Here is a 20,791-nt window from a genome sequence, read left to right on the forward strand (position 1 = left end):
GAATCATGGTCGCAGTTCGCGGTGCGCATTTGAAGGAAAACGCAAAATTTGAGTTGGTACCCTGGGTAGAGAGTCTGCTGCAGGATGCTAAAACCTCGGACCGTCTGCTCCAAACCTATCAGCGCTGTGAAGCGCATCTGGACAACAAGGAAGCGGCCGGTCAGTTACTGTGGCGTGGCCGGGAAATGGTTGAAATCCTGGTGATGCTCAGTATGGATACCGACACCCTGGTGGCGGCCCTGCTGTTCCCGCTTGTTGAAGGTGGCTTCTACAAGAGTGATGACATCAAAGAGGAATACGGCCAGACCATTCTGCAAATGGTCAAGGGCGTTAAGCAGATGGCGGCAATCAGCCAGTTGAATGCCATCAAAGAAGGCGCGGCACAATCGGCACAGGTCGATAATATTCGCCGCATGCTGCTTTCTATGGTGGATGACTTCCGCTGCGTGGTGATCAAACTGGCCGAGCGCATCTGTAATCTGCGCGAGGTGAAGGACGAGCCGGATAATGTTCGTCGTGCCGCGGCGCGGGAGTGTTCCAATATCTATGCCCCGCTGGCAAACCGTTTGGGTATCGGTCAGCTTAAGTGGGAAATCGAAGATTACGCGTTTCGCTACAAACACCCGGATACCTATAAGCAGATCGCCAGACAGCTGTCTGAGCGCCGTATCGACCGGGAGCACTACATCGACCATTTCGTTAAGGATCTGGATGAGTCGATGAAAGCGTCGAATATCAAGGCGGAGGTGCATGGGCGGCCTAAGCATATCTACAGCATCTGGCGCAAAATGCAGAAAAAGAATCTCGCCTTTGATGAGCTGTTTGATGTGCGAGCGGTGCGTATTATCGCGGATCAGCTTCAGGACTGCTATGCGGCACTGGGGGTGGTGCATACCAAATACCGCCATCTGCCCAAAGAGTTCGATGATTATGTGGCCAACCCCAAACCCAACGGTTATCAGTCGATCCACACTGTGGTGATCGGCCCGGAAGGCAAAGCTATTGAGATCCAGATCCGCACCAAGCAGATGCACGAAGAATCCGAGCTGGGGGTGGCCGCGCACTGGAAATACAAAGAATCCGGCACCTCTGCCGGCGCTCACTCTGCCTATGATGAGAAAATCAACTGGCTGCGTAAGCTGCTGGCCTGGCAGGAAGAAATGTCCGACTCTGGCGAAATGCTCGAAGAGCTGCGCAGTCAGGTCTTCGATGACAGAGTCTATGCCTTCACCCCGAAAGGGGATGTGGTCGATCTGCCCTTGAATGCTACTCCGCTCGATTTTGCCTATCACATTCACTCTGAAGTTGGTCACCGCTGTATCGGGGCCAAAGTGGAAGGGCGAATTGTGCCTTTCACCTATCACCTGCAAATGGGCGATCAGGTTGAAATCATCACCCAGAAAGAGCCGAATCCGTCGCGTGACTGGCTGAATCCGAACCTGGGCTTTGTCAATTCAAGCCGGGCACGAGCCAAGGTGCATGCCTGGTTCCGTAAGCAAGACAGAGATAAAAACATCACGGCTGGCCGGGAAATTCTGGAGCAGGAGCTGCATAAAATCGGCGCCACCATGAAAGATGCTGAGTCCTATGCCCTGAAGCGCTTTAACGTGAACTCGACCGATGAGCTGTTCGCCGGTATCGGTAGCGGTGATCTGCGTATCAATCAGGTGATTAACCACATCAATGCGCTGGTGAACAAGCCCACGGCTGAAGAAGAAGATCAGCAGTTGTTGGAGCGTTTAACCGAGGCGGGCAGCAAAGCCAGCCAGAAAAAACCGCAGCGCGATGCTGTGGTGGTGGAAGGGGTGGATAACCTGATGACCCACCTGGCGCGTTGCTGCCAGCCCATTCCCGGTGATGACATAGTCGGCTTTGTGACACAGGGGCGGGGGATTTCGGTTCACCGCAGCGACTGTGAACAGCTGGAAGAACTGCGTCATGTGGCGCCGCAGCGGATCATTCATACTGTCTGGGGCGGAAGCTTTGCCGGGCGCTACACGCTGACCGTCAGGGTAACCGCTTCTGAGCGTAACGGCCTGATTAAAGATCTGACCAACACCATGCACAATGAAAAGGTCAAAGTGGCCGGCGTGAAAAGCCGGATCGATTTCAAAAAGCAGATGGCGATCATGGATTTCGATATTGAGCTGACTGATCTCGACAGTCTGGGCAGACTGATCCTCCGCCTGGAGCAGGTGAAAGATGTCTTTGAAGCCAGACGACTGCACTGATCTCATCCTATCGACAAAACGGGCTCCGGCCCGTTTTGTGCCCAATAACAACCTGACACAGAGCACAGGATAACCATCATGAGCGATAAGCCCATCAACACCTTACTTTCCATCATGACGCAGCTGCGCGACCCGCAGCGGGGTTGCCCCTGGGATCTCAAACAGGATTTTGCCTCTATCGTGCCCCACACGCTGGAGGAAGCCTATGAAGTGGCAGATGCCATCGCTGAAGAGAGCTGGGATGATGTGAAGGAAGAATTGGGCGATTTGTTATTTCAGGTAATCTTCTACAGCCAGTTGGCGAAAGAAAAAAGCTTGTTTGATTTTGATGATGTGGTCGGCGCGATCAATCACAAACTGATTCGTCGCCATCCTCATGTTTTTGCAGATAAAGATTTCGCCGATGAAGCAGCAATACATGCGAACTGGGAAGCGGAAAAGGCCAAAGAGCGTGCAGAAAAAGGGCAGGATGACAGTATTCTGGCTAATATCCCTAAGGCAATGCCTGCTTTGAACCGGGCCGATAAAATCCAGAAACGCTGCGCCCAGCTGGGTTTCGACTGGCCAACGCTGGGGCCGGTCGTTGACAAAGTGCAGGAAGAAATCGATGAAGTGATGGAAGAAGCCCATCAGGCGGTACCCAGTCAGGAACGCATCGAAGAGGAGATCGGGGATCTGCTGTTTGCTGTTGTTAACCTGAGCCGGCACCTGAAAGTGAAACCGGAAATGGCCTTGCACAAAGCGAACCGTAAGTTCGAGCGCCGGTTTCGCGAAGTGGAACGTTGTGTGCTGGAACAGGGCAAGTCGATTGACGCATGTTCACTGGATGAGCTGGATGCCGAGTGGGAAAACGTTAAGCGCAAGGAAAAGTCTGATTCAGCATCAAAGTGAGCACTAACCCGTAAGCAGACTTTCCATCAAGGATACCGGGCTTGATTTGGAACAAAAAGCGTCTGGGTTTACTGTGATAGTTTTCACGTTGTGGCAATAAAATGTGTCTGGTATACTAATTTCCCGTCCAGATACTTTTTATCCTCTACACCAATCTTCCAGGTTAAACATGACAACGAATTACATTTTTGTGACGGGCGGTGTTGTATCCTCCCTAGGTAAAGGTATTGCTGCAGCCTCACTGGCGGCCATCTTAGAGGCCCGTGGTCTGAAAGTGACCATGATGAAGCTAGACCCTTACATTAACGTTGATCCCGGCACCATGAGCCCGATTCAACACGGTGAAGTATTCGTTACGGAAGACGGTGCAGAGACCGACCTTGACCTTGGTCACTATGAGCGTTTTATCCGTACCAAGATGACCAAGCGCAACAACTTTACCGCTGGCCGTGTCTATGAAGACGTGCTGCGTAAAGAGCGTCGCGGTGACTATCTGGGTGCGACCATTCAGGTCATCCCTCATATTACTAACGCTATCAAAGAGCGTGTGATTGCCGGTGCAGAAGGCCACGACGTTGCTATCGTCGAAGTGGGCGGTACTGTTGGTGATATCGAGTCCCTGCCATTTATGGAAGCAATTCGCCAACTGGGCGTGCAGCTGGGCCGTGAGCGTGCAATGTTTATGCACCTGACTCTGGTGCCTTACCTGGCCGCGGCCGGCGAAGTGAAAACCAAGCCTACTCAGCACTCAGTCAAAGAACTGCTGTCTATCGGTATTCAGCCGGATGTGCTGATCTGCCGTTCTGACCGTATGATTCCGGCCAATGAGCGAGCCAAGATTGCCTTGTTCTGTAACGTGCCGGAAAAAGCTGTTATCTCAATGAAAGACGTTGACTCCATCTACAAGATCCCTCAGCTGATCAAGTCGCAGGGTCTGGATGAACTGGTTTGTCAGCGCTTTGGTATTACCGCCCCGGAAGCCGATCTGAGCGAGTGGGAGCGCGTTATCTATGAAGATGCCAATCCTACAGGTGAAGTCACTATCGGTATGGTCGGTAAATACACCGAACTGCCGGATGCATATAAGTCAGTCAACGAAGCACTGAAGCACGCTGGCCTGAAAAACCGCTTGTCTGTGACCATCAAGTACGTAGATTCACAGGATGTTGAATCCAAAGGCGTAGAAATGCTGGCAGGTCTGGATGCGATTCTGGTACCGGGCGGTTTCGGTGGTCGTGGTGTTGAAGGCAAGATCATGACAGCGCAATATGCGCGTGAAAACAAAATTCCATATCTGGGCATCTGTCTGGGCATGCAAGTCGCACTGATCGAATTTGCGCGGAACGTGGCAGGTCTGAGCGGTGCACACTCAACGGAATTTGATGCCAAATCACCGTATCCTGTGGTGGGCCTGATCACTGAATGGGTCGACAGCGAAGGTAACGTTGAAGAGCGCACAGAAGAGTCGGATCTGGGCGGCACTATGCGCCTGGGCTCTCAGCTGTGCCATCTGGAAGAGAGCAGCAAAGCCCGTGAAATGTACGGCAGTGCAACAATTCACGAGCGCCACCGTCACCGTTACGAAGTGAACAACAACCTGCTGCCTCAGCTGAAAGAAGCGGGCCTGAAAATCTCCGGCCTGTCTGCTGACAAGAAGTTGGTAGAGATTATCGAAGTGCCGAATCACCCTTGGTTTGTGGCGGCTCAGTTCCACCCTGAGTTCACCTCAACACCTCGCGATGGCCATCCTTTGTTTGAAGGGTTCGTCAAAGCGGCTGGTCAGCACCAGCGTGGTGAGTTCGAAGAGTAATCAGTTACAAACAGCTGTTGCACATGGAGTGCGGCAGCTTTTTTTTCGCTTTTTTAAATCAAAATAAAGCAAGAGGAAACACTATGTCTAAGATCGTTAAAGTTTTGGGTCGTGAAATCATCGACTCACGCGGTAACCCGACAGTGGAAGCTGAAGTCCACCTGGAAGGTGGTTTTGTTGGTATGGCTGCGGCACCATCTGGTGCATCAACGGGTTCCCGCGAAGCTCTGGAGCTGCGTGACGGCGACAAATCTCGTTTCCTTGGCAAAGGTGTACTGAAAGCCGTTGAAGCGGTTAACGGTCCTATTGCTCAGGCGCTGGTTGGTAAAGACGCGAAAAGCCAAGCGGACATCGACCAAATCATGATCGACCTGGACGGTACTGAAAACAAATCTAAGTTTGGTGCTAACGCTATCCTGGCTGTCTCTCTGGCGAACGCAAAAGCAGCCGCGGCAGCAAAAGGCATGCCTCTGTACGAGCACATTGCTGAACTGAACGGCACTCCGGGCAAGTTCTCTATGCCTCTGCCAATGATGAACATCATCAACGGTGGTGAGCACGCTGACAACAACGTAGACATCCAGGAATTCATGATCCAGCCAGTAGGTGCTAAAACACTGAAAGAAGGTCTGCGTATCGGTGCTGAAGTGTTCCATAACCTGGCAAAAGTACTGAAAGCCAAAGGTCTGAGCACAGCCGTTGGTGATGAAGGTGGTTTCGCACCAAACCTGGAATCTAACGCTGCGGCACTGGCTGCTATCAAAGAAGCTGTTGAAGCGGCTGGCTATGTACTGGGTAAAGACGTCACGCTGGCGATGGACTGTGCGGCTTCTGAGTTTTACGACAAAGAAGCAGGCAACTACAACATGAAAGGCGAAGGCAAAATCTTCACGTCTGAAGAGTTTAACTTCTACCTGCAGGATCTGGCGAACCAGTACCCAATCGTGTCTATCGAAGACGGTCTGGACGAGTCTGACTGGGATGGCTTCAAGCACCAGACAGAACTGCTGGGTGATAAACTGCAACTGGTGGGCGACGACCTGTTCGTGACTAACACCAAGATCCTGAAAGAAGGTATCGACAAAGGTATCGCTAACTCTATCCTGATCAAGTTCAACCAGATCGGTTCTCTGACTGAAACGCTGGCTGCTATCAAGATGGCTAAAGATGCCGGTTACACCGCCGTTATCTCTCACCGTTCTGGTGAAACTGAAGATGCAACGATTGCTGATCTGGCCGTTGGTACTGCCGCAGGTCAAATCAAGACAGGTTCTATGAGCCGTTCTGACCGTGTTGCTAAGTACAACCAGCTGATCCGTATCGAGGAAGCGCTGGGCGAGAAAGCACCGTATAACGGTCTGAAAGAAGTGAAAGGTCAGGCATAAGTCTGAAGCTTCACTTTTGTCACTTTGAGTGACCCCGGATGATAAGCCGCTCAACAGAGCGGCTTTTTTCTGTCCGAATGGCGGGTCCGGAACTGGTCACATACGGCGCTTTATGGGATTATTACCGGCTTAGAGGCTGATTAGATAGCCTGTCGACTTGTGTTAATCACCCAAGAATGAGGCTTGCATGCGTGTATTCAGTGCAGTGTTACTGCTGGTATTATCCTGGCTGCAGTACGAATTCTGGTCCGGCAAGAATGGCATGTCTGATTATATGGCGCTTAAAAACAATGTGGCGCTACAGCAAAAAGCGAATGCCGAACTGGTTCAGCGTAACCAGCAGATGTATGCAGAAATCAATGATTTGCATCAGGGCCTGGAAGCGGTAGAAGAGCGTGCCCGGCATGAGCTGGGTATGATCAAGCCCGGAGAAACTTTTTTCCGCATAGTCGGTGACCATTCCCTCTAGGATGGCCACTCAGCGTTAACTTGGCAGTAAACCCATCATGACTCAAACCTTAACGGCGGTAGTGCCTGCTGCAGGTGTCGGCAGTCGTATGCAGGCCGACAGGCCGAAGCAGTATCTGGTTATCGCAGGCAAAACGATACTGGAACATACGGTGGACAGCTTGTTACAACACCCCGCTATTAGCCGGGTAGTGATTGCGATCAGTGACGGCGATCCTTATTTTAATCATTTGTCTCTGGCCTGTCGTCCGGATGTCATCGTGGTATCAGGCGGTAGTGAACGTGCCGATTCAGTGTTTTCCGGCCTGGCCACACTGGCGGATAATGATTGGGTACTGGTGCACGATGCTGCCCGTCCCTGCCTTCATCAGGATGATTTGTCCCGTCTGATTGAACAGGCACAGCAGCATGCCTTTGGCGCCATTCTGGCCGCGCCGGTGCGCGATACCATGAAACGTGGTAACGGCCGGCAAACTATTGCGGCAACAGTGGATCGCACCGACCTCTGGCATGCATTGACCCCCCAGATGTTTCGGGTCAGGCAGCTCAGAGATGCCATGGTCAAATCGCTGGCGGAAGGGGCTGTGCTCACAGACGAAGCATCGGCGCTGGAGTATTGCGGCTTTTCGCCGCGGCTGGTGCCCGGTCGGGCTGATAACCTGAAAGTCACTCAGCCTGAAGATCTGGCACTGGCTGAATTTTACCTGCAGCAACGACAAAAGGAGCAGGCATAATGCGAATTGGACACGGTTTTGACGTACACAAGTTTGGCGGTGATGGCCCGGTGATCATCGGCGGGGTAGCAGTGCCTTATGAACAGGGTCTGATTGCTCACTCCGATGGTGATGTCGCTCTGCATGCTGTGTGTGATGCGCTGCTGGGCGCGATAGGTGCCGGCGATATCGGCCGTCATTTCCCTGATACTGATGCGGAGTGGGCGGGGGCAGACAGCCGCGTGTTGCTGCGTGATGTGTACGCCAAGGTTAAAGCGAAAGGCTACCGCCTGGGCAATCTGGATGTCACAATTATTGCGCAGGCACCGAAAATGGCGCCTTATATTGAACAAATGTGCCAAACCATTGCCGACGATCTCGACACCACGGTCGATAATATTAATGTAAAGGCCACAACGACTGAACGTTTGGGTTTTACGGGCCGCAAAGAAGGCATAGCCTGCGAAGCGGTCGTTTTGCTGCGCTCGCTCTGACGCCGCCCCTTCCTGTATAACGGAAAGAATATGACAATTGATATGGACAGCCTGAGCTGGCTGAATGGTAAGCCTGTCTGCCAGGGACGAAGCAAAGTTCGCCCGGAAGATTTTATCGTCAAAGAGCAACTGGGTTTTGACTTCACCGGCAGTGGTGAGCATTTCATGGTGAAGATCCGTAAAACCGGCGAGAACACCAAATATGTTGTCAACGAGCTGGCGAAAGCGTGCGGAGTGAAATCCCGCGATGTCAGCTGGGCTGGCCTGAAAGACAGGCACGCGGTGACCGAGCAGTGGCTGAGTGTGCATCTGCCGGGTAAACCAGACCCGGATTTGACGTCATTTGTCGCCGAGCATCCAGGCGTCGAAGTGCTGGCGACCGATCGTCACGACAAAAAACTGCGTCCCGGCGATCTGGCCGGCAACCATTTTGAGTTGCGTCTGAGCGAGCTGGATAACCCTCAGGATCTCGACGCGCGGCTGAAGAAGATTCAACAGCAGGGCGTGCCGAATTACTTTGGTGCGCAACGTTTTGGCCATGACGGTAATAACGTGGTCAAAGCCAGAGCCTGGGGGAACGATGAATTTCGTGTCCGCGACAAGAGTAAGCGCAGCTTCTACCTGTCAGCTGCCCGCTCCTGGTTGTTTAATCTGGTGTTGTCCCAGCGTATTGCCGACGGCAAGGCAGATACCTTGTTAGCGGGCGACTGTGTTCAGCAGCAGGGCAGAGAAGACTGGCAGCTGGTTGAGCAAATCACGCCTGAATGGCAGGCACAGGTGGCGGCGGGCGAATGGCTGATTACTGCGCCTGTGACCGGCGACAATGCGCTGCCCAGCCAGGGTGAGGTGGCGGCTTTTGAAATGGCGGTGATTGAGCAGGAGCCATTGCTGCTGAAACTGATCCGCGATAACAGGATGCGACACGAACGTCGTCCCCTGATGCTGCGTCCGGCGGACATGCACTGGCAACTGCATGCTGATCAGCTGGAAGTGCAGTTCTCCTTGCCTGCGGGATGTTTCGCCACGGCAGTATTAAGAGAACTGATTGATGAGCCTGAGCAGAAGGATGGCAGATATGCGAATTTTGATCAGTAATGATGACGGCATCTTTGCTGAAGGAATCAATACACTGGCCGATACCCTCAAAGAGCTGGGTGAGGTGTATGTGGTGGCGCCGGATCGTAATCGCAGCGGCGCCTCTAATTCACTGACACTGGAAACTCCTTTGCGTGTTCGTGAAGAAGGCATCAGGCGTATGTCGGTGGAAGGGACACCAACAGACTGTGTACACTTCGCGCTGAACGAGTGGCTGACCGATAAACCGGATATTGTGGTGGCCGGGATTAATCACGGCGCCAACCTGGGTGATGATGTGCTGTATTCAGGCACAGTAGCTGCTGCGACGGAAGGGCATTTTCTCGGCGTACCGGCCATTGCTGTGTCTTTAGTCGGTCGTGAACATTTTGCTACGGCCGCTCAGGTTGTCAAAGAAGTGGTGGGGCGTTTGATGGCCCAGCCTCTGCCGAGAAATAAAATTCTCAATATCAATGTGCCGGATGTGCCTTTGTCTGAACTGGGCGAATGGCAGGTGACGCGCCTGGGTGCCCGTCACCGCGCGGAAAAAATGGTCAGGGACGTTGATCCCCGCGGCAAAACGATATACTGGCTTGGTCCCCCCGGGAGTTGCCAGGATGCCGGGCCAGGTACAGACTTTTATGCGATAGAACACAAGCAAGTATCAATTACACCGCTTCAGGTTGATCTGACAGCACACGATGCGCTGGACGACTTGGCACAGTGGATGAAACAAGTGGAGAGCAACTGATAATGCGCTATGCGGAACAACGCCATAGCCTGATGGAATATTTGTCTCAGCAGGGGATAGCAGACCGTAGGGTATTGCGGGTAATGGATACGGTTCCCCGTGAGCATTTTATTGATGAAGCCTTGTCGCACAAGGCTTACGAGAATAATGCCCTGCCCATCGGGCGTGGGCAGACCATTTCACAGCCTTATATTGTGGCCAGAATGACAGAGTTGCTTGCCTTGCAACCCGGCACCCGAGTGCTGGAGATTGGTACCGGCTCTGGCTATCAGACCGCGATTCTGTCTCGTATGGTGGAGCATGTTTACTCGGTTGAACGCATTAAGGCTTTGCAGTGGCAGGCCAAGCGCCGTTTCAAACAGCTGGACTTACATAATATCTCGACCAAGCATGGTGATGGCTGGCAGGGATGGTCAAGTAAAGGGCCATTCGATGCCATCATAGTGACCGCTGCCGCGGAGGTCGTCCCGCCGGCGTTGCTCGAGCAGCTGTCTGAAGGGGGGCGCCTGGTGATCCCTGTCGGTGAGCAGCACCAGATGCTGAAACGCATCCGCTTACTGGATGGTCACTATGTGACAGATGAAATTGCGCCGGTCCGATTTGTGCCTCTGGTGGCAGGGGAGCTGGCGTAGCGCATGAAAGGTTTTAGCGGAAAAAAGCACAAACTCCCGATGGTACTGGCAGCCTGTTTGTTGCTGTCGGCCTGTGCCACTTATCCGCCTGATGGCGCGAACTATGATAACACCCGGCCTGGTAGCTACCGGGGCAGTTACTATGAAGTGCAAAAAGGTGACACCCTTTATTTTATCTCTTACCTTTCAGGTCGTGATGTCAACGACTTGATTGCACTTAATCAGCTGACGCCCCCTTATACGATATATCCCGGCCAGAAATTGTTTCTGTGGAAGTCCAAATACGTAGCCCCTCAGTTTGGCCAGAAAGTGGCAGCTAAGCCTGCGCCATCTATCAATAAAAAACCGCCAGTGTCACCCAAGCGGGAAGCTGTGCCTTACCAACCTGTAGTTGTGGTCGGTCCAGTTGCGACAGCTGCCGCCGCTTCAGGTACGGCGGCAGCTACAACTGCTGTGGCGGTTGCTAAACCACCAGTAAAATCAACACCCCCGAGTAAACCGGCTAAAACACCGCCTCAGACTAAAGCTAATCCGGCTACAAGACCTGCAAAAACCGTGCAAAAAAGCGTCAATAAAGATGTTGATCGCGCTCCCACAAAAGAGTACTCTCAAGACTCAAAAAGTAACAAAGTTGTTACAAGTAAGGTTGGCACAAGTGACAAGGCAGGCAAGTCGCCTGCACCTGTCGCTGACAAGGTTGATACCTGGGTATGGCCGGCGAAGGGAAGAGTCGTTTCCCGCTTTTCCAGCAGTGATAATGGTAACAAAGGCATTGATATTGCAGGCCAGAGAGGCCAGGACGTCAACGCAACAGCTGCAGGGAAAGTGGTGTATGCCGGCAATGCATTACGGGGCTATGGCAACCTTGTCATTATAAAGCACAATGACGACTACTTAAGTGCATATGCACATAACGACAGAGTACTCGTCAGAGAGCAAGATACGGTAACCGCAGGGCAAAAAATTGCTTTGATGGGCAGCTCGGGAACGAACAATGTCCGACTGCACTTTGAGATCCGTTATAAAGGCAAGTCAGTGAATCCGCTCAAGTACCTGCCAAACTGACAGACTGCTCGGGCGTGGTGAACCGGATTTGCAAAACGCTATCTGGGAGGCGCTATGAGCAGAAGTAATGCAGCTACTGATATCGAAAACTATGAAGAGTTTGAAGATGAGATGGAGCTCGATGTTGAAGAACAGGAAGCCGATGTTTCAGCAAAAGCAGACTCAGAGGTTGATGACGCCGACGAAGATTTGGATATCTCGTCCTACAGTGTCACTCAGAAAGCACTGGATGCCACTCAGCTTTATCTCGGTGAAATCGGCTTTTCCCCACTTTTAACCGCCGAAGAAGAAGTTCTCTATGCCCGCCGCGCGCTGCGGGGTGATGAAGTCGCCCGTAAGCGCATGATCGAAAGTAACCTGCGTTTAGTGGTGAAGATCTCCCGTCGTTACAGTAACCGTGGTCTTGCCCTGCTGGATCTTGTTGAAGAGGGCAACCTGGGCCTGATCCGCGCAGTGGAAAAATTCGACCCTGAGCGCGGTTTCCGTTTCTCTACCTATGCAACCTGGTGGATCCGTCAGACCATTGAACGGGCTATCATGAACCAGACCCGGACCATCCGCTTACCGATTCATGTGGTGAAAGAGCTGAATGTCTATCTGCGTACGGCTCGTGAGCTGGCTCAGAAGCTGGATCATGAACCCACAGCGGAAGATATTGCCCTGCAGCTGGATAAGTCGGTGGATGATGTGAACCGCATGCTGCGTCTGAATGAGCGTGTCGGCTCGGTCGATAACCCAATTGGCGGTGATACCGAAAAAGCCCTGCTGGATATCATCCCGGATGAACGTTGTGGCGGCCCGGAAACCTCCACGCAAGATGACGATATGAAAACCTCTATTGTCACTTGGCTGCAGGAACTGAACCCCAAACAGCGTGAAGTGCTGGCCCGACGTTTTGGTCTGCTGGGCTATGAAGCCTCCACCCTTGAAGATGTCGGCCGTGAGATTGGCCTGACCCGAGAGCGTGTACGTCAGATCCAGGTCGAAGGCCTGCGCCGCCTGCGTGACATGCTGACACATCAGGGCCTGAATATTGAATCCCTGTTCAACCAGGAAATTTGAGGCAAGTGCACTTCTTAAGTGCATGCTGACACAACGAAAGAAGCAACAAGAACAAACAAGAAATAAGAAACAAGATAAAAAGGTAAAAGAAAGGACGCTTCGGCGTCCTTTCTTGATCGTGCCTGATCCGTTACCTGTAACCCGTTACAGCAACGCTTTTAAACGGTACAGCTCATCCAGGGCTTGCCGTGGTGTCAGCTCATCCGGATTCAGGCGCGCCAGCGCTTCTTCTACTTCGCTGGGCTCAGGGATCAGCGAGAGTTGCTGGTTGTCTGCGCGCTGCGCCTGTGGCTGGTCCATGGCGTGCTGGTGGCCCGTGGTCTCCAGTTGCTGCAGCTTCTGCTTGGCTCGCTTAATCACTGATTTAGGGACACCCGCCAGGCTGGCAACCGCCAGACCGAAAGACTTGCTGGCAGCTCCTTCCTGCACGGCGTGCATAAAGGCAATTTCATCACCGTGCTCAATGGCATCCAGATGAACATTGGCCAGCCCGGGTATCAGTGACGGTAATTCTGTCAGTTCGAAATAGTGGGTGGCAAACAGCGTCATGGCTGCGATTTTTTCAGCCAGCCATTCGGCACTGGCCCAAGCGAGAGAAAGTCCGTCATAGGTGCTGGTACCACGGCCGATTTCATCCATCAGTACCAGGCTGTTTTCCGTGGCGTTATGAAGAATATTGGCGGTTTCCGTCATTTCCACCATGAAGGTGGATCGGCCTGAGGCCAGATCATCAGAGGCACCGATCCGGGTGAAAATGCGATCCAAAGGCCCAATAGTGGCGGAATCTGCCGGTACGTAAGAACCAACATGTGCCATCAGCGCGATCAGCGCGGTCTGACGCATATAGGTGGATTTACCGCCCATGTTCGGACCTGTGATGATCAGCATGCGGCGATCTTGGTGTAACGAGATCGGGTTAGCAATGAAAGGCGCATCCAGCACCTGCTCGACCACCGGGTGCCGGCCGGCATTGATATCCAGGCCGGGTTTATCGCTCAGTGCCGGGCGGCAGTAATTCAGGGTATCTGCACGCTCAGCCAGATTGGCCAGTACATCCAGTTCCGACAGCGCGGCTGCAGTCTGCTGCAACTGAGCCAGATGCGGCAACAGGCTGTCAAAAAGAGCTTCCCAGAGTTGTTTTTCCAGTGCCAGCGCTTTGGACTTGGAGTTAAGCACTTTATCTTCGTGCTCTTTCAGCTCAGGGATAATGTATCGTTCTGCATTTTTCAGCGTCTGACGGCGAACATAATGGCTCGGTACTTTGTGGCTCTGACCGCGACTGATCTGAATATAAAAGCCATGCACCTGATTAAAACCGACTTTCAGGCTGTCGATGTCATGGCGCTCACGCTCGCGCTCTTCCAGTTCAGCCAGAAATTTGGTGGCACCATCGGCCAGATCACGCCATTCGTCCAGTTCGGCATTGTAGCCAGGTGCCAGCACGCCCCCGTCACGGATAATGACAGGCGGGTTTTCAATGATAGCGTGTTCCAGCAGGCTGCAAATCTCGTCCATTGGCTGGCTTTGTTCAGCCAGCTGGCGCAGTGATTCGCTGTTTAACTCGGCCAGCAGCTCAGCCAGTGCGGGCAGGTGCTGCAGTGCCGTACGCATGCGGGCAAGATCCCGTGGCCGGGCCGAGCGCAATGCCAGTCGGGCCAGAATCCTTTCCAGATCGCCCATGTGACGCAGCACACCGGCCAGCTCGGCGAACATGCCGCTGTCTTTCAGGTTGCCGATGGCATCCAGGCGCAGATTCAGCTGCTGACGGTTTCTGACGGGCTGATGCAGCCAGCGTTTGAGCAGACGGCTGCCCATGGGAGTGGCAGTATGATCCAGCACGGAAGCCAGCGTATTCTCTGTCCCGCCGGCCAGGTTCTGGGTCAGTTCCAGATTACGGCGGGTAGCGGCGTCCAGAATCACCGATTGCTCCTGGGTATCCCGGGTGATGGCACGAATGTGAGGTAGCGCGGTGCGTTGAGTATCTTTCACATATTGCAGCAGGCAGCCGGCCGCACACAGGCCGAACTCATCGTTTTCAACGCCAAACCCCACCAGATCCCGGGTGCCGAATTGCAGCGTCAGCTGCTGACGAGCGGTGTCCAGATCAAACTCCCACACCGGGCGTCGGCGTGCCCCTTTCATATGGCTGAAAAGGCCAGGTAAAGGAAAATCTTCCGGATACAGCAGCTCGACCGGACTGGTACGCTGCAACTCGGCTTGCATGGCTTCTTCGGTATCGGGCTCAATCAGCATGAAACGGCCGGAGGTGATATCCAATGTTGCATAGCCGAAGCGGCCATTCTGACAGAAAATCGCCGCAATCAGGTTATCGCGTCTCTCCTGAAGCAGCGCTTCATCGCTGACGGTACCGGGTGTGACAATACGCACAACCTGGCGTTCAACCGGTCCCTTGCTGGTGGCAGGATCGCCAATCTGCTCGCATATCGCGACGGAAACACCTAACTGAACCAGCTTGGCGAGATAACCTTCAACGGCATGATAAGGCACGCCAGCCATAGGAATGGGCTGACCGTTGCTTGAACCTCGCTTGGTGAGCGAAATATCCAGCAGTTGAGAAGCTTGCTTGGCATCATCAAAGAAGAGTTCATAGAAATCCCCCATGCGGTAAAACATCAGCACATCAGGGTTTTCAGCTTTAAGCCTCAAATATTGCTGCATCATGGGGGTGTGTGTTTCTAAACCTTTTATTGTCACGCTGTTGCCCGCATCAAACCGAGAAAAATCAGGCTGTCTAGGATACGTGAAAGCGTAATAGTGGCAAAGGGGGGAAGCGCAATTTCATGTCGCGACTAATGCTTGAAGCGCCCATACCATCCTAGTAAGGTGTCGGCATTGACTGTGTACGGAGGAAAGCCGATGGTGACGACATCTATGTCAGCGCAGCTTGGTCAGGCACTGAAAATCCAACAATGGCTCGCCACTACAGCAGAATCCTGTACCGGTGGCGGTGTCTCTGCTGCTATCACGGATATTGCGGGCAGTTCTGCCTGGTTCGACCGAGCATTTATTACCTATAGTAATGAAGCTAAGCAGGAGATGCTGGGCGTTAAACCTGAAACTCTGACTCAGTACGGCGCGGTGAGTGAGCCTGTGGTGCAGGAGATGGCGAAAGGTGCGCTGGCACATTCTCTGGCCTCTATCAGCGTGGCTATCAGCGGTATTGCCGGGCCTGATGGCGGCACGCCGGATAAACCGGTCGGCACTGTCTGTTTTGCCTGGGCGGATACCACAGGCTGGCTTGTTGCCGAAACCTGTCATTTTAGCGGAGACCGGCAGGCGGTACGTGCGCAGGCGGTCGAGCGCGCATTGCAAGGCTTACTGGAGCGCCTGAATACTCTGCAGTGAAGATCACACTCTTGCCCGGCCCGGTAGCTGGTCAGGAAAAAAATGCCATACAGTGCTAGACACTGTATGAATAGACAGTATACTAACCAGTAATTTGAATATTGAATTAGCATCCGTTGGAGAGTCGAATGGACGACAACAAACAGAAGGCTCTTGCCGCTGCCCTGGGTCAGATCGAAAAGCAGTTCGGTAAAGGCTCCATTATGAAGCTGGGTGATAACCGTACGATGGACATTGAGACCATCTCAACCGGTTCACTGTCTCTGGATATTGCACTGGGTGCCGGCGGTCTGCCAATGGGTCGTATCGTAGAAATTTATGGTCCGGAGTCATCAGGTAAAACGACTCTGACACTGGAAACTATTGCCGCCGCACAGCGCAAGGGTAAAACCTGTGCATTTATTGATGCTGAGCACGCGCTGGATCCTATTTATGCCAAGAAGCTGGGTGTGGATATTGATCAGCTGTTGGTGTCACAGCCGGATACCGGCGAGCAGGCGCTGGAAATTTGTGATGCACTGGCCCGTTCCGGTGCAGTAGACATGATAGTGGTCGACTCAGTTGCTGCCCTGACACCAAAAGCCGAAATTGAAGGCGAAATGGGTGATTCGCACATGGGCTTGCAGGCACGTATGCTGTCTCAGGCCATGCGTAAGCTGACGGGTAACCTGAAACAGTCTAACTGTATGTGTATCTTCATCAACCAGATCCGTATGAAGATCGGTGTGATGTTCGGTAACCCGGAAACAACCACCGGCGGTAACGCACTGAAATTTTATGCTTCTGTTCGTCTGGATATCCGCCGTACCGGCGCTATCAAAGAAGGCGATGAAGTGGTGGGTAACGAAACCCGCATTAAAGTGGTCAAGAACAAGATTGCAGCACCGTTTAAGCAAGCGGAAACCCAAATACTTTATGGTCAGGGCTTCAACCGTTTAGGCGAGCTGGTTGACCTTGGTGTGAAGAATAAACTAGTAGACAAAGCAGGCGCCTGGTATAGCTATAAAGGCGACAAGATTGGTCAGGGTAAGGCGAATGTTTGTAAGTACCTTGGTGAGCATCCAGAAATTGCTGAAGAGCTTGATAAGAAGCTGCGTGAGTTGCTGCTGAACCCTGCCACTGTTTCAGAAGCCGATGCTGAGCTGGCCAGTGCAGAGACAGATAAAGTCGATGCTCAGGATGAAGCTTTTTAATCACGACGAATGATGTCACGGCTGGATAGCCGAAGCAGTTATTCTTTAACGGGCGCTGTGCAGAGGTGAAACCACCCATGCCAGTGCCCGTTTTGTATTGACGGTTGAGCTACCGAAGTATTCAGAGAGATCGGTATCAATCAGCAATCTATCTTGCTTGGTAATGTAAATCGGGGAGGTGTAAAGGTGAGAAGGCAAGCGCCCAAAATCTCGGCCAAAGAAGCAGCTGTGGGGTATCTGTCACGGCGTGACCATGCCCAGCGTGAGTTGCAACAGAAGCTCAAGCAGCGCGGCTACAGCGAGCAGGAGGTCAGTGATGCTGTTGCCTATTGCCAGGATTACAACTGGCTGGATGATGCCCGTTACGCGGCCATGGCAGTGCGTAACGGGGTATCAAAAGGCTGGGGCATGTTGCGTATCAAACAGGAAATGAAAATGAAAGGGGTGCATGACTTGTGTATCAAGCAAGCACTGGAAGATGCCGAAGTGGATTGGTTCGAACAGGCCAGAGCGGTGGCACAGCGCAAGTTTGGTGACACTCAAATGGACACACCGAAAGAAAAAGCACGCCGGTTACGTTTTATGCAATCAAGAGGTTTTAATTTCGACCAGATTCGGTATGCCTTAGCGGTTGAAGATGAATACTGAGGCTGATTCTGCCATTGTGTTAACAGAACATTTCCCGTCAAACCCGCGTTGTTTTACAATAGCCAGTAAACCTTTTATCTTAGATTGATTAAACCTGCATGTTAGCTGAACTTTGTTGTTTGGCAGCAGGCAACTGGGGCGCAGTTGCAGGCAGGGGGATTAACACAGCATTATTCAGGATTGTCAAATGTACATGAGCACTGATGAGATTCGCCGTGCGTTTCTTACGTTTTTTGAAAGCAAAGGCCACCAGATAGTCGAAAGTTCGTCGCTGGTTCCCGCCAACGACCCGACCCTGCTGTTTACAAATGCAGGTATGAACCAGTTTAAAGATACTTTCCTGGGTCTGGAAAAGCGTAATTACTCCCGAGCGACCACGGCGCAGCGCTGTGTACGTGCTGGTGGTAAACACAATGACCTGGAGAATGTCGGCTTTACTGCCCGTCACCATACCTTCTTTGAAATGCTGGGTAATTTCAGCTTTGGTGATTATTTCAAAGAAGAAGCAATTCAGTATGGCTGGGAATTTCTGACCGGTGTGCTGAAACTGCCGAAAGAGCGTTTGCTGGTCACTGTGTATCAGACCGATGATGAGGCCTTTAATATCTGGCACAAGGTTATTGGCTTACCGGAAGATCGTATTATCCGCATTGGCGACAAAACCGGCGGTAAGGCATACGAGTCTGATAACTTCTGGCAGATGGGCGACACCGGCCCGTGCGGACCTTGCACTGAAATTTTCTACGATCACGGTGATCATATCTGGGGTGGTCCTCCGGGTTCGCCGGAAGAAGACGGCGATCGCTTTATTGAGATCTGGAATATCGTTTTCATGCAGTTTAACCGCCAGGCTGACGGCCAGATGGATTCGCTGCCTAAGCCTTCTGTGGACACGGGGATGGGGATCGAGCGTTTGGCGGCCATCATGCAAAGCGTTCACTCAAACTATGAAATAGATATCTTTCAGGCGCTGATCAAAGAAGCGGCTTCTGTGATTGGCTATGACGATCTGACTAACCAGTCTCTGCGGGTTGTTGCTGACCATATTCGTTCCTGTGCTTTCCTGATTGTGGATGGTGTGATGCCGTCTAACGAAGGCCGCGGTTATGTTCTGCGCCGTATCATTCGTCGCGCGGTACGCCACGGCAACAAACTGGGTGCAACCGGTGCTTTCTTCCACAAGCTTGTCGGTCCTCTGGCTGAGGTCATGGGCAGCGCGGGTGAGACGCTGAAACAGCAACAGGCTATGGTTGAGAAAGTGTTGAAGATCGAAGAAGAAAACTTTGGTCGTACGCTGGATCGCGGTATGTCGATCCTGAATGAAGCGATTGACGCATTGGATGGCAAAGTGCTGGACGGTGAAACTGTCTTTAAACTGTACGATACCTATGGTTTCCCTGCTGATCTGACCAACGATGTCGCTCGTGAGCGTGGTTTCAGCATTGATGAAGAAGGCTTCAACAATGCCATGGAAGCTCAGCGTCAGCGTGCCCGTGAAGCCGGTCAGTTCGGCGTTGATTATAACGACAGCGTGAAAGTGGATGCGGAAACTGAGTTTTGCGGCTACGACGGCACTCAGGGTGAAGGTCAGATTGTGGCGCTTTTCCGTGACGGTGAAGCGGTGGACACTGTGGCTGCCGGCGACAAAGCGCTGATCATTCTGGATCACACACCGTTTTATGCTGAATCTGGTGGTCAGTGTGGCGACACAGGACTGCTTTCCGCCAAGGGTGTGGTTTTCACCGTTGAAGACACGCAGAAGTTTGGCGACGCTATTGGCCATCAGGGCACCCTGAGCGAAGGATCTTTGTCTGTGGGTGATCGTGTGAATGCCCAGGTTGATGCTAAGCGCCGTGCGGCTATCAGTCTGAACCACTCTGCCACGCACCTGCTGCATGCGGCACTGCGTCAGGAGCTGGGTGAGCACGTGGCTCAAAAAGGCTCACTGGTGAAACCTGATAGCCTGCGTTTTGACTTCTCGCACCTGGAATCAGTCAAACCTGAGCAATTGCGCAAGATTGAACGCGTTGTTAACGAACAAATCCGCCTGAACCATGTGATTGAAACCAATGTCATGGACATTGAATCCGCAAAATCCAAAGGGGCGATGGCGCTGTTTGGAGAGAAGTACGATGACCAAGTGCGCGTACTGAGCATGGGTGACTTCTCGACTGAGCTGTGCGGTGGTATTCATGCCCGCCAGACCGGTGATATTGGCCTGTTCAAGATAGTGTCGGAAGGGGGAATTGCCGCGGGTGTCCGTCGTATCGAAGCTGTGACAGGTGAAGGCGCCATTGAGGTGCTGCATGAGCAAGACAGTCTGTTGGCCGAAACGGCCAGTCTGGTGAAATCGGATTCAGCGTCTGTTGCCATCAAAGTGAATGCTTTGGTTACCCACAGTAAGCAACTGGAGAAAGAAATCCAGCAACTGAAAGACAAGCTGGCTGCCCAGGAAAGTGCTGATCTGATTAATCAGGTGCAAGAAATTAATGGTACTAAGGTCTTGATTGCTAAGCTGGACGGTGCAGATAACAAAGCACTGCGTGGTATGGTAGACGAGCTGAAAAACAAGCTGGGAAGCGGCGTTGTTGTCTTAGGTAACGTCAGTGACGGCAAGGTTGGCCTGATCGCTGGAGTCACCAAAGATGTGATCGCGAAAGTGAAAGCTGGCGATCTGGTGAATATGGTGGCTCAGCAGGTTGGCGGCAAAGGCGGTGGTCGTCCTGATATGGCTCAGGCAGGCGGTACAGATGCTGGGGCGTTACCCGCCGCGCTGGAAAGTGTGTCGCCTTGGCTGACCGAGCGTCTGTAACGAAGCGCCTTGATTGCAGAACGGCGACTTAAGTGTTGGTGTTGACTGTGGTACAGTCGACATCAATCATTCAAAAAGTGCTATAATTACAGACAATTGAGTCGTTGAACCTGACAGAATATGTAATGGCGAGTGGTCGAGTACAGTTTTTGGGCCTGATCTGAGTGGTACGCCAGATGCAGAAAATGTTTGTGGT

The 20,791-nt window shown here is 52.6% G+C and carries 17 protein-coding genes; 16 read left to right on the forward strand and 1 reads right to left on the reverse strand.

What is annotated here, in order from left to right:
* The first annotated feature begins 5 nt into the window (after positions 1–5).
* From relA to rpoS, 12 genes are all read left to right on the forward strand, one after another.
* Entirely contained in the window at positions 6–2,231 is a 2,226-nt protein-coding gene (relA, locus tag L6J37_RS07575) for a GTP diphosphokinase (protein WP_192015725.1), read from the forward strand.
* Between the two features lie 78 nt (positions 2,232–2,309).
* Positions 2,310–3,122 (forward strand): nucleoside triphosphate pyrophosphohydrolase, encoded by an 813-nt coding sequence (mazG, locus tag L6J37_RS07580; protein WP_237794684.1) that lies wholly within the window; start codon positions 2,310–2,312, stop codon positions 3,120–3,122.
* A 169-nt stretch (positions 3,123–3,291) separates the two neighbouring features.
* Positions 3,292–4,932, forward strand: coding sequence for a CTP synthase (locus L6J37_RS07585; protein ID WP_192015723.1), 1,641 nt, complete (start codon positions 3,292–3,294; stop codon positions 4,930–4,932).
* A gap of 83 nt (positions 4,933–5,015) precedes the next feature.
* Positions 5,016–6,317: a phosphopyruvate hydratase gene (eno, locus tag L6J37_RS07590; protein WP_192015722.1), complete on the forward strand. Its 1,302-nt coding sequence runs from the start codon at positions 5,016–5,018 to the stop codon at positions 6,315–6,317.
* 187 nt (positions 6,318–6,504) lie between these two features.
* Complete coding sequence (gene ftsB / locus L6J37_RS07595) at positions 6,505–6,786, forward strand: cell division protein FtsB (protein ID WP_192015721.1); 282 nt, start codon at positions 6,505–6,507, stop codon at positions 6,784–6,786.
* A gap of 37 nt (positions 6,787–6,823) precedes the next feature.
* On the forward strand, positions 6,824–7,519 hold the full coding sequence (gene ispD, locus L6J37_RS07600) for a 2-C-methyl-D-erythritol 4-phosphate cytidylyltransferase (RefSeq protein WP_237794686.1): 696 nt from the start codon (positions 6,824–6,826) through the stop codon (positions 7,517–7,519).
* The gene (gene ispF, locus L6J37_RS07605) at positions 7,519–7,992 is read left to right on the forward strand and encodes a 2-C-methyl-D-erythritol 2,4-cyclodiphosphate synthase (protein ID WP_192015719.1); all 474 of its coding nucleotides are present in this window, start codon (positions 7,519–7,521) and stop codon (positions 7,990–7,992) included. The genes ispD and ispF overlap by 1 nt, the downstream gene beginning before the upstream one ends.
* A gap of 30 nt (positions 7,993–8,022) precedes the next feature.
* Positions 8,023–9,087: a tRNA pseudouridine(13) synthase TruD gene (gene truD, locus L6J37_RS07610; RefSeq protein WP_237794688.1), complete on the forward strand. Its 1,065-nt coding sequence runs from the start codon at positions 8,023–8,025 to the stop codon at positions 9,085–9,087.
* Complete coding sequence (gene surE, locus L6J37_RS07615; RefSeq protein ID WP_192015717.1) at positions 9,068–9,817, forward strand: 5'/3'-nucleotidase SurE; 750 nt, start codon at positions 9,068–9,070, stop codon at positions 9,815–9,817. Before truD ends, surE begins: the two co-directional genes overlap by 20 nt.
* Positions 9,818–9,819: 2 nt before the next feature.
* Positions 9,820–10,449, forward strand: coding sequence for a protein-L-isoaspartate(D-aspartate) O-methyltransferase (locus L6J37_RS07620; RefSeq protein WP_192015716.1), 630 nt, complete (start codon positions 9,820–9,822; stop codon positions 10,447–10,449).
* A gap of 147 nt (positions 10,450–10,596) precedes the next feature.
* Positions 10,597–11,514, forward strand: a complete 918-nt coding sequence (locus L6J37_RS07625; RefSeq protein ID WP_442957003.1) for a peptidoglycan DD-metalloendopeptidase family protein — start codon at positions 10,597–10,599, stop codon at positions 11,512–11,514.
* 54 nt (positions 11,515–11,568) lie between these two features.
* The gene (gene rpoS, locus L6J37_RS07630) at positions 11,569–12,576 is read left to right on the forward strand and encodes an RNA polymerase sigma factor RpoS (RefSeq protein ID WP_192015714.1); all 1,008 of its coding nucleotides are present in this window, start codon (positions 11,569–11,571) and stop codon (positions 12,574–12,576) included.
* 144 nt (positions 12,577–12,720) lie between these two features.
* On the opposite strand, the gene mutS is transcribed toward rpoS, so the two are convergent.
* Positions 12,721–15,291, reverse strand: a complete 2,571-nt coding sequence (gene mutS / locus L6J37_RS07635; RefSeq protein WP_192015713.1) for a DNA mismatch repair protein MutS — start codon at positions 15,289–15,291, stop codon at positions 12,721–12,723.
* Positions 15,292–15,453: 162 nt separating this feature from the next.
* On the opposite strand from mutS, the gene pncC reads away from it, so the two are divergent.
* The 4 genes from pncC to alaS all read left to right on the forward strand — a co-directional run bounded on the left by pncC (position 15,454) and on the right by alaS (position 20,595).
* Positions 15,454–15,942 carry a nicotinamide-nucleotide amidase gene (gene pncC, locus L6J37_RS07640; RefSeq protein WP_192015712.1) on the forward strand — a complete coding sequence of 163 codons (489 nt, stop codon included), beginning with the start codon at positions 15,454–15,456 and terminating at the stop codon, positions 15,940–15,942.
* 128 nt (positions 15,943–16,070) lie between these two features.
* On the forward strand, positions 16,071–17,135 hold the full coding sequence (gene recA, locus L6J37_RS07645; RefSeq protein WP_192015711.1) for a recombinase RecA: 1,065 nt from the start codon (positions 16,071–16,073) through the stop codon (positions 17,133–17,135).
* A 186-nt stretch (positions 17,136–17,321) separates the two neighbouring features.
* Positions 17,322–17,783, forward strand: coding sequence for a recombination regulator RecX (gene recX / locus L6J37_RS07650; RefSeq protein WP_192015710.1), 462 nt, complete (start codon positions 17,322–17,324; stop codon positions 17,781–17,783).
* Between the two features lie 187 nt (positions 17,784–17,970).
* Positions 17,971–20,595 (forward strand): alanine--tRNA ligase, encoded by a 2,625-nt coding sequence (gene alaS / locus L6J37_RS07655; protein ID WP_237794692.1) that lies wholly within the window; start codon positions 17,971–17,973, stop codon positions 20,593–20,595.
* Positions 20,596–20,791: the final 196 nt, after the last annotated feature.

Source organism: Photobacterium sp. WH77, assembly GCF_022014395.1.
In the GTDB taxonomy this organism is placed as follows: domain Bacteria; phylum Pseudomonadota; class Gammaproteobacteria; order Enterobacterales; family Vibrionaceae; genus Photobacterium; species Photobacterium arenosum.

Coding starts and splice junctions, on each gene's coding strand:
- relA (WP_192015725.1), top strand. CDS start 6: ATGGTCGCAGTTCGCGGTGCGCATTTGAAGGAAAACGCAAAATTTGAG.
- mazG (WP_237794684.1), top strand. CDS start 2,310: ATGAGCGATAAGCCCATCAACACCTTACTTTCCATCATGACGCAGCTG.
- L6J37_RS07585 (WP_192015723.1), top strand. CDS start 3,292: ATGACAACGAATTACATTTTTGTGACGGGCGGTGTTGTATCCTCCCTA.
- eno (WP_192015722.1), top strand. CDS start 5,016: ATGTCTAAGATCGTTAAAGTTTTGGGTCGTGAAATCATCGACTCACGC.
- ftsB (WP_192015721.1), top strand. CDS start 6,505: ATGCGTGTATTCAGTGCAGTGTTACTGCTGGTATTATCCTGGCTGCAG.
- ispD (WP_237794686.1), top strand. CDS start 6,824: ATGACTCAAACCTTAACGGCGGTAGTGCCTGCTGCAGGTGTCGGCAGT.
- ispF (WP_192015719.1), top strand. CDS start 7,519: ATGCGAATTGGACACGGTTTTGACGTACACAAGTTTGGCGGTGATGGC.
- truD (WP_237794688.1), top strand. CDS start 8,023: ATGACAATTGATATGGACAGCCTGAGCTGGCTGAATGGTAAGCCTGTC.
- surE (WP_192015717.1), top strand. CDS start 9,068: ATGCGAATTTTGATCAGTAATGATGACGGCATCTTTGCTGAAGGAATC.
- L6J37_RS07620 (WP_192015716.1), top strand. CDS start 9,820: ATGCGCTATGCGGAACAACGCCATAGCCTGATGGAATATTTGTCTCAG.
- rpoS (WP_192015714.1), top strand. CDS start 11,569: ATGAGCAGAAGTAATGCAGCTACTGATATCGAAAACTATGAAGAGTTT.
- pncC (WP_192015712.1), top strand. CDS start 15,454: ATGGTGACGACATCTATGTCAGCGCAGCTTGGTCAGGCACTGAAAATC.
- recA (WP_192015711.1), top strand. CDS start 16,071: ATGGACGACAACAAACAGAAGGCTCTTGCCGCTGCCCTGGGTCAGATC.
- alaS (WP_237794692.1), top strand. CDS start 17,971: ATGTACATGAGCACTGATGAGATTCGCCGTGCGTTTCTTACGTTTTTT.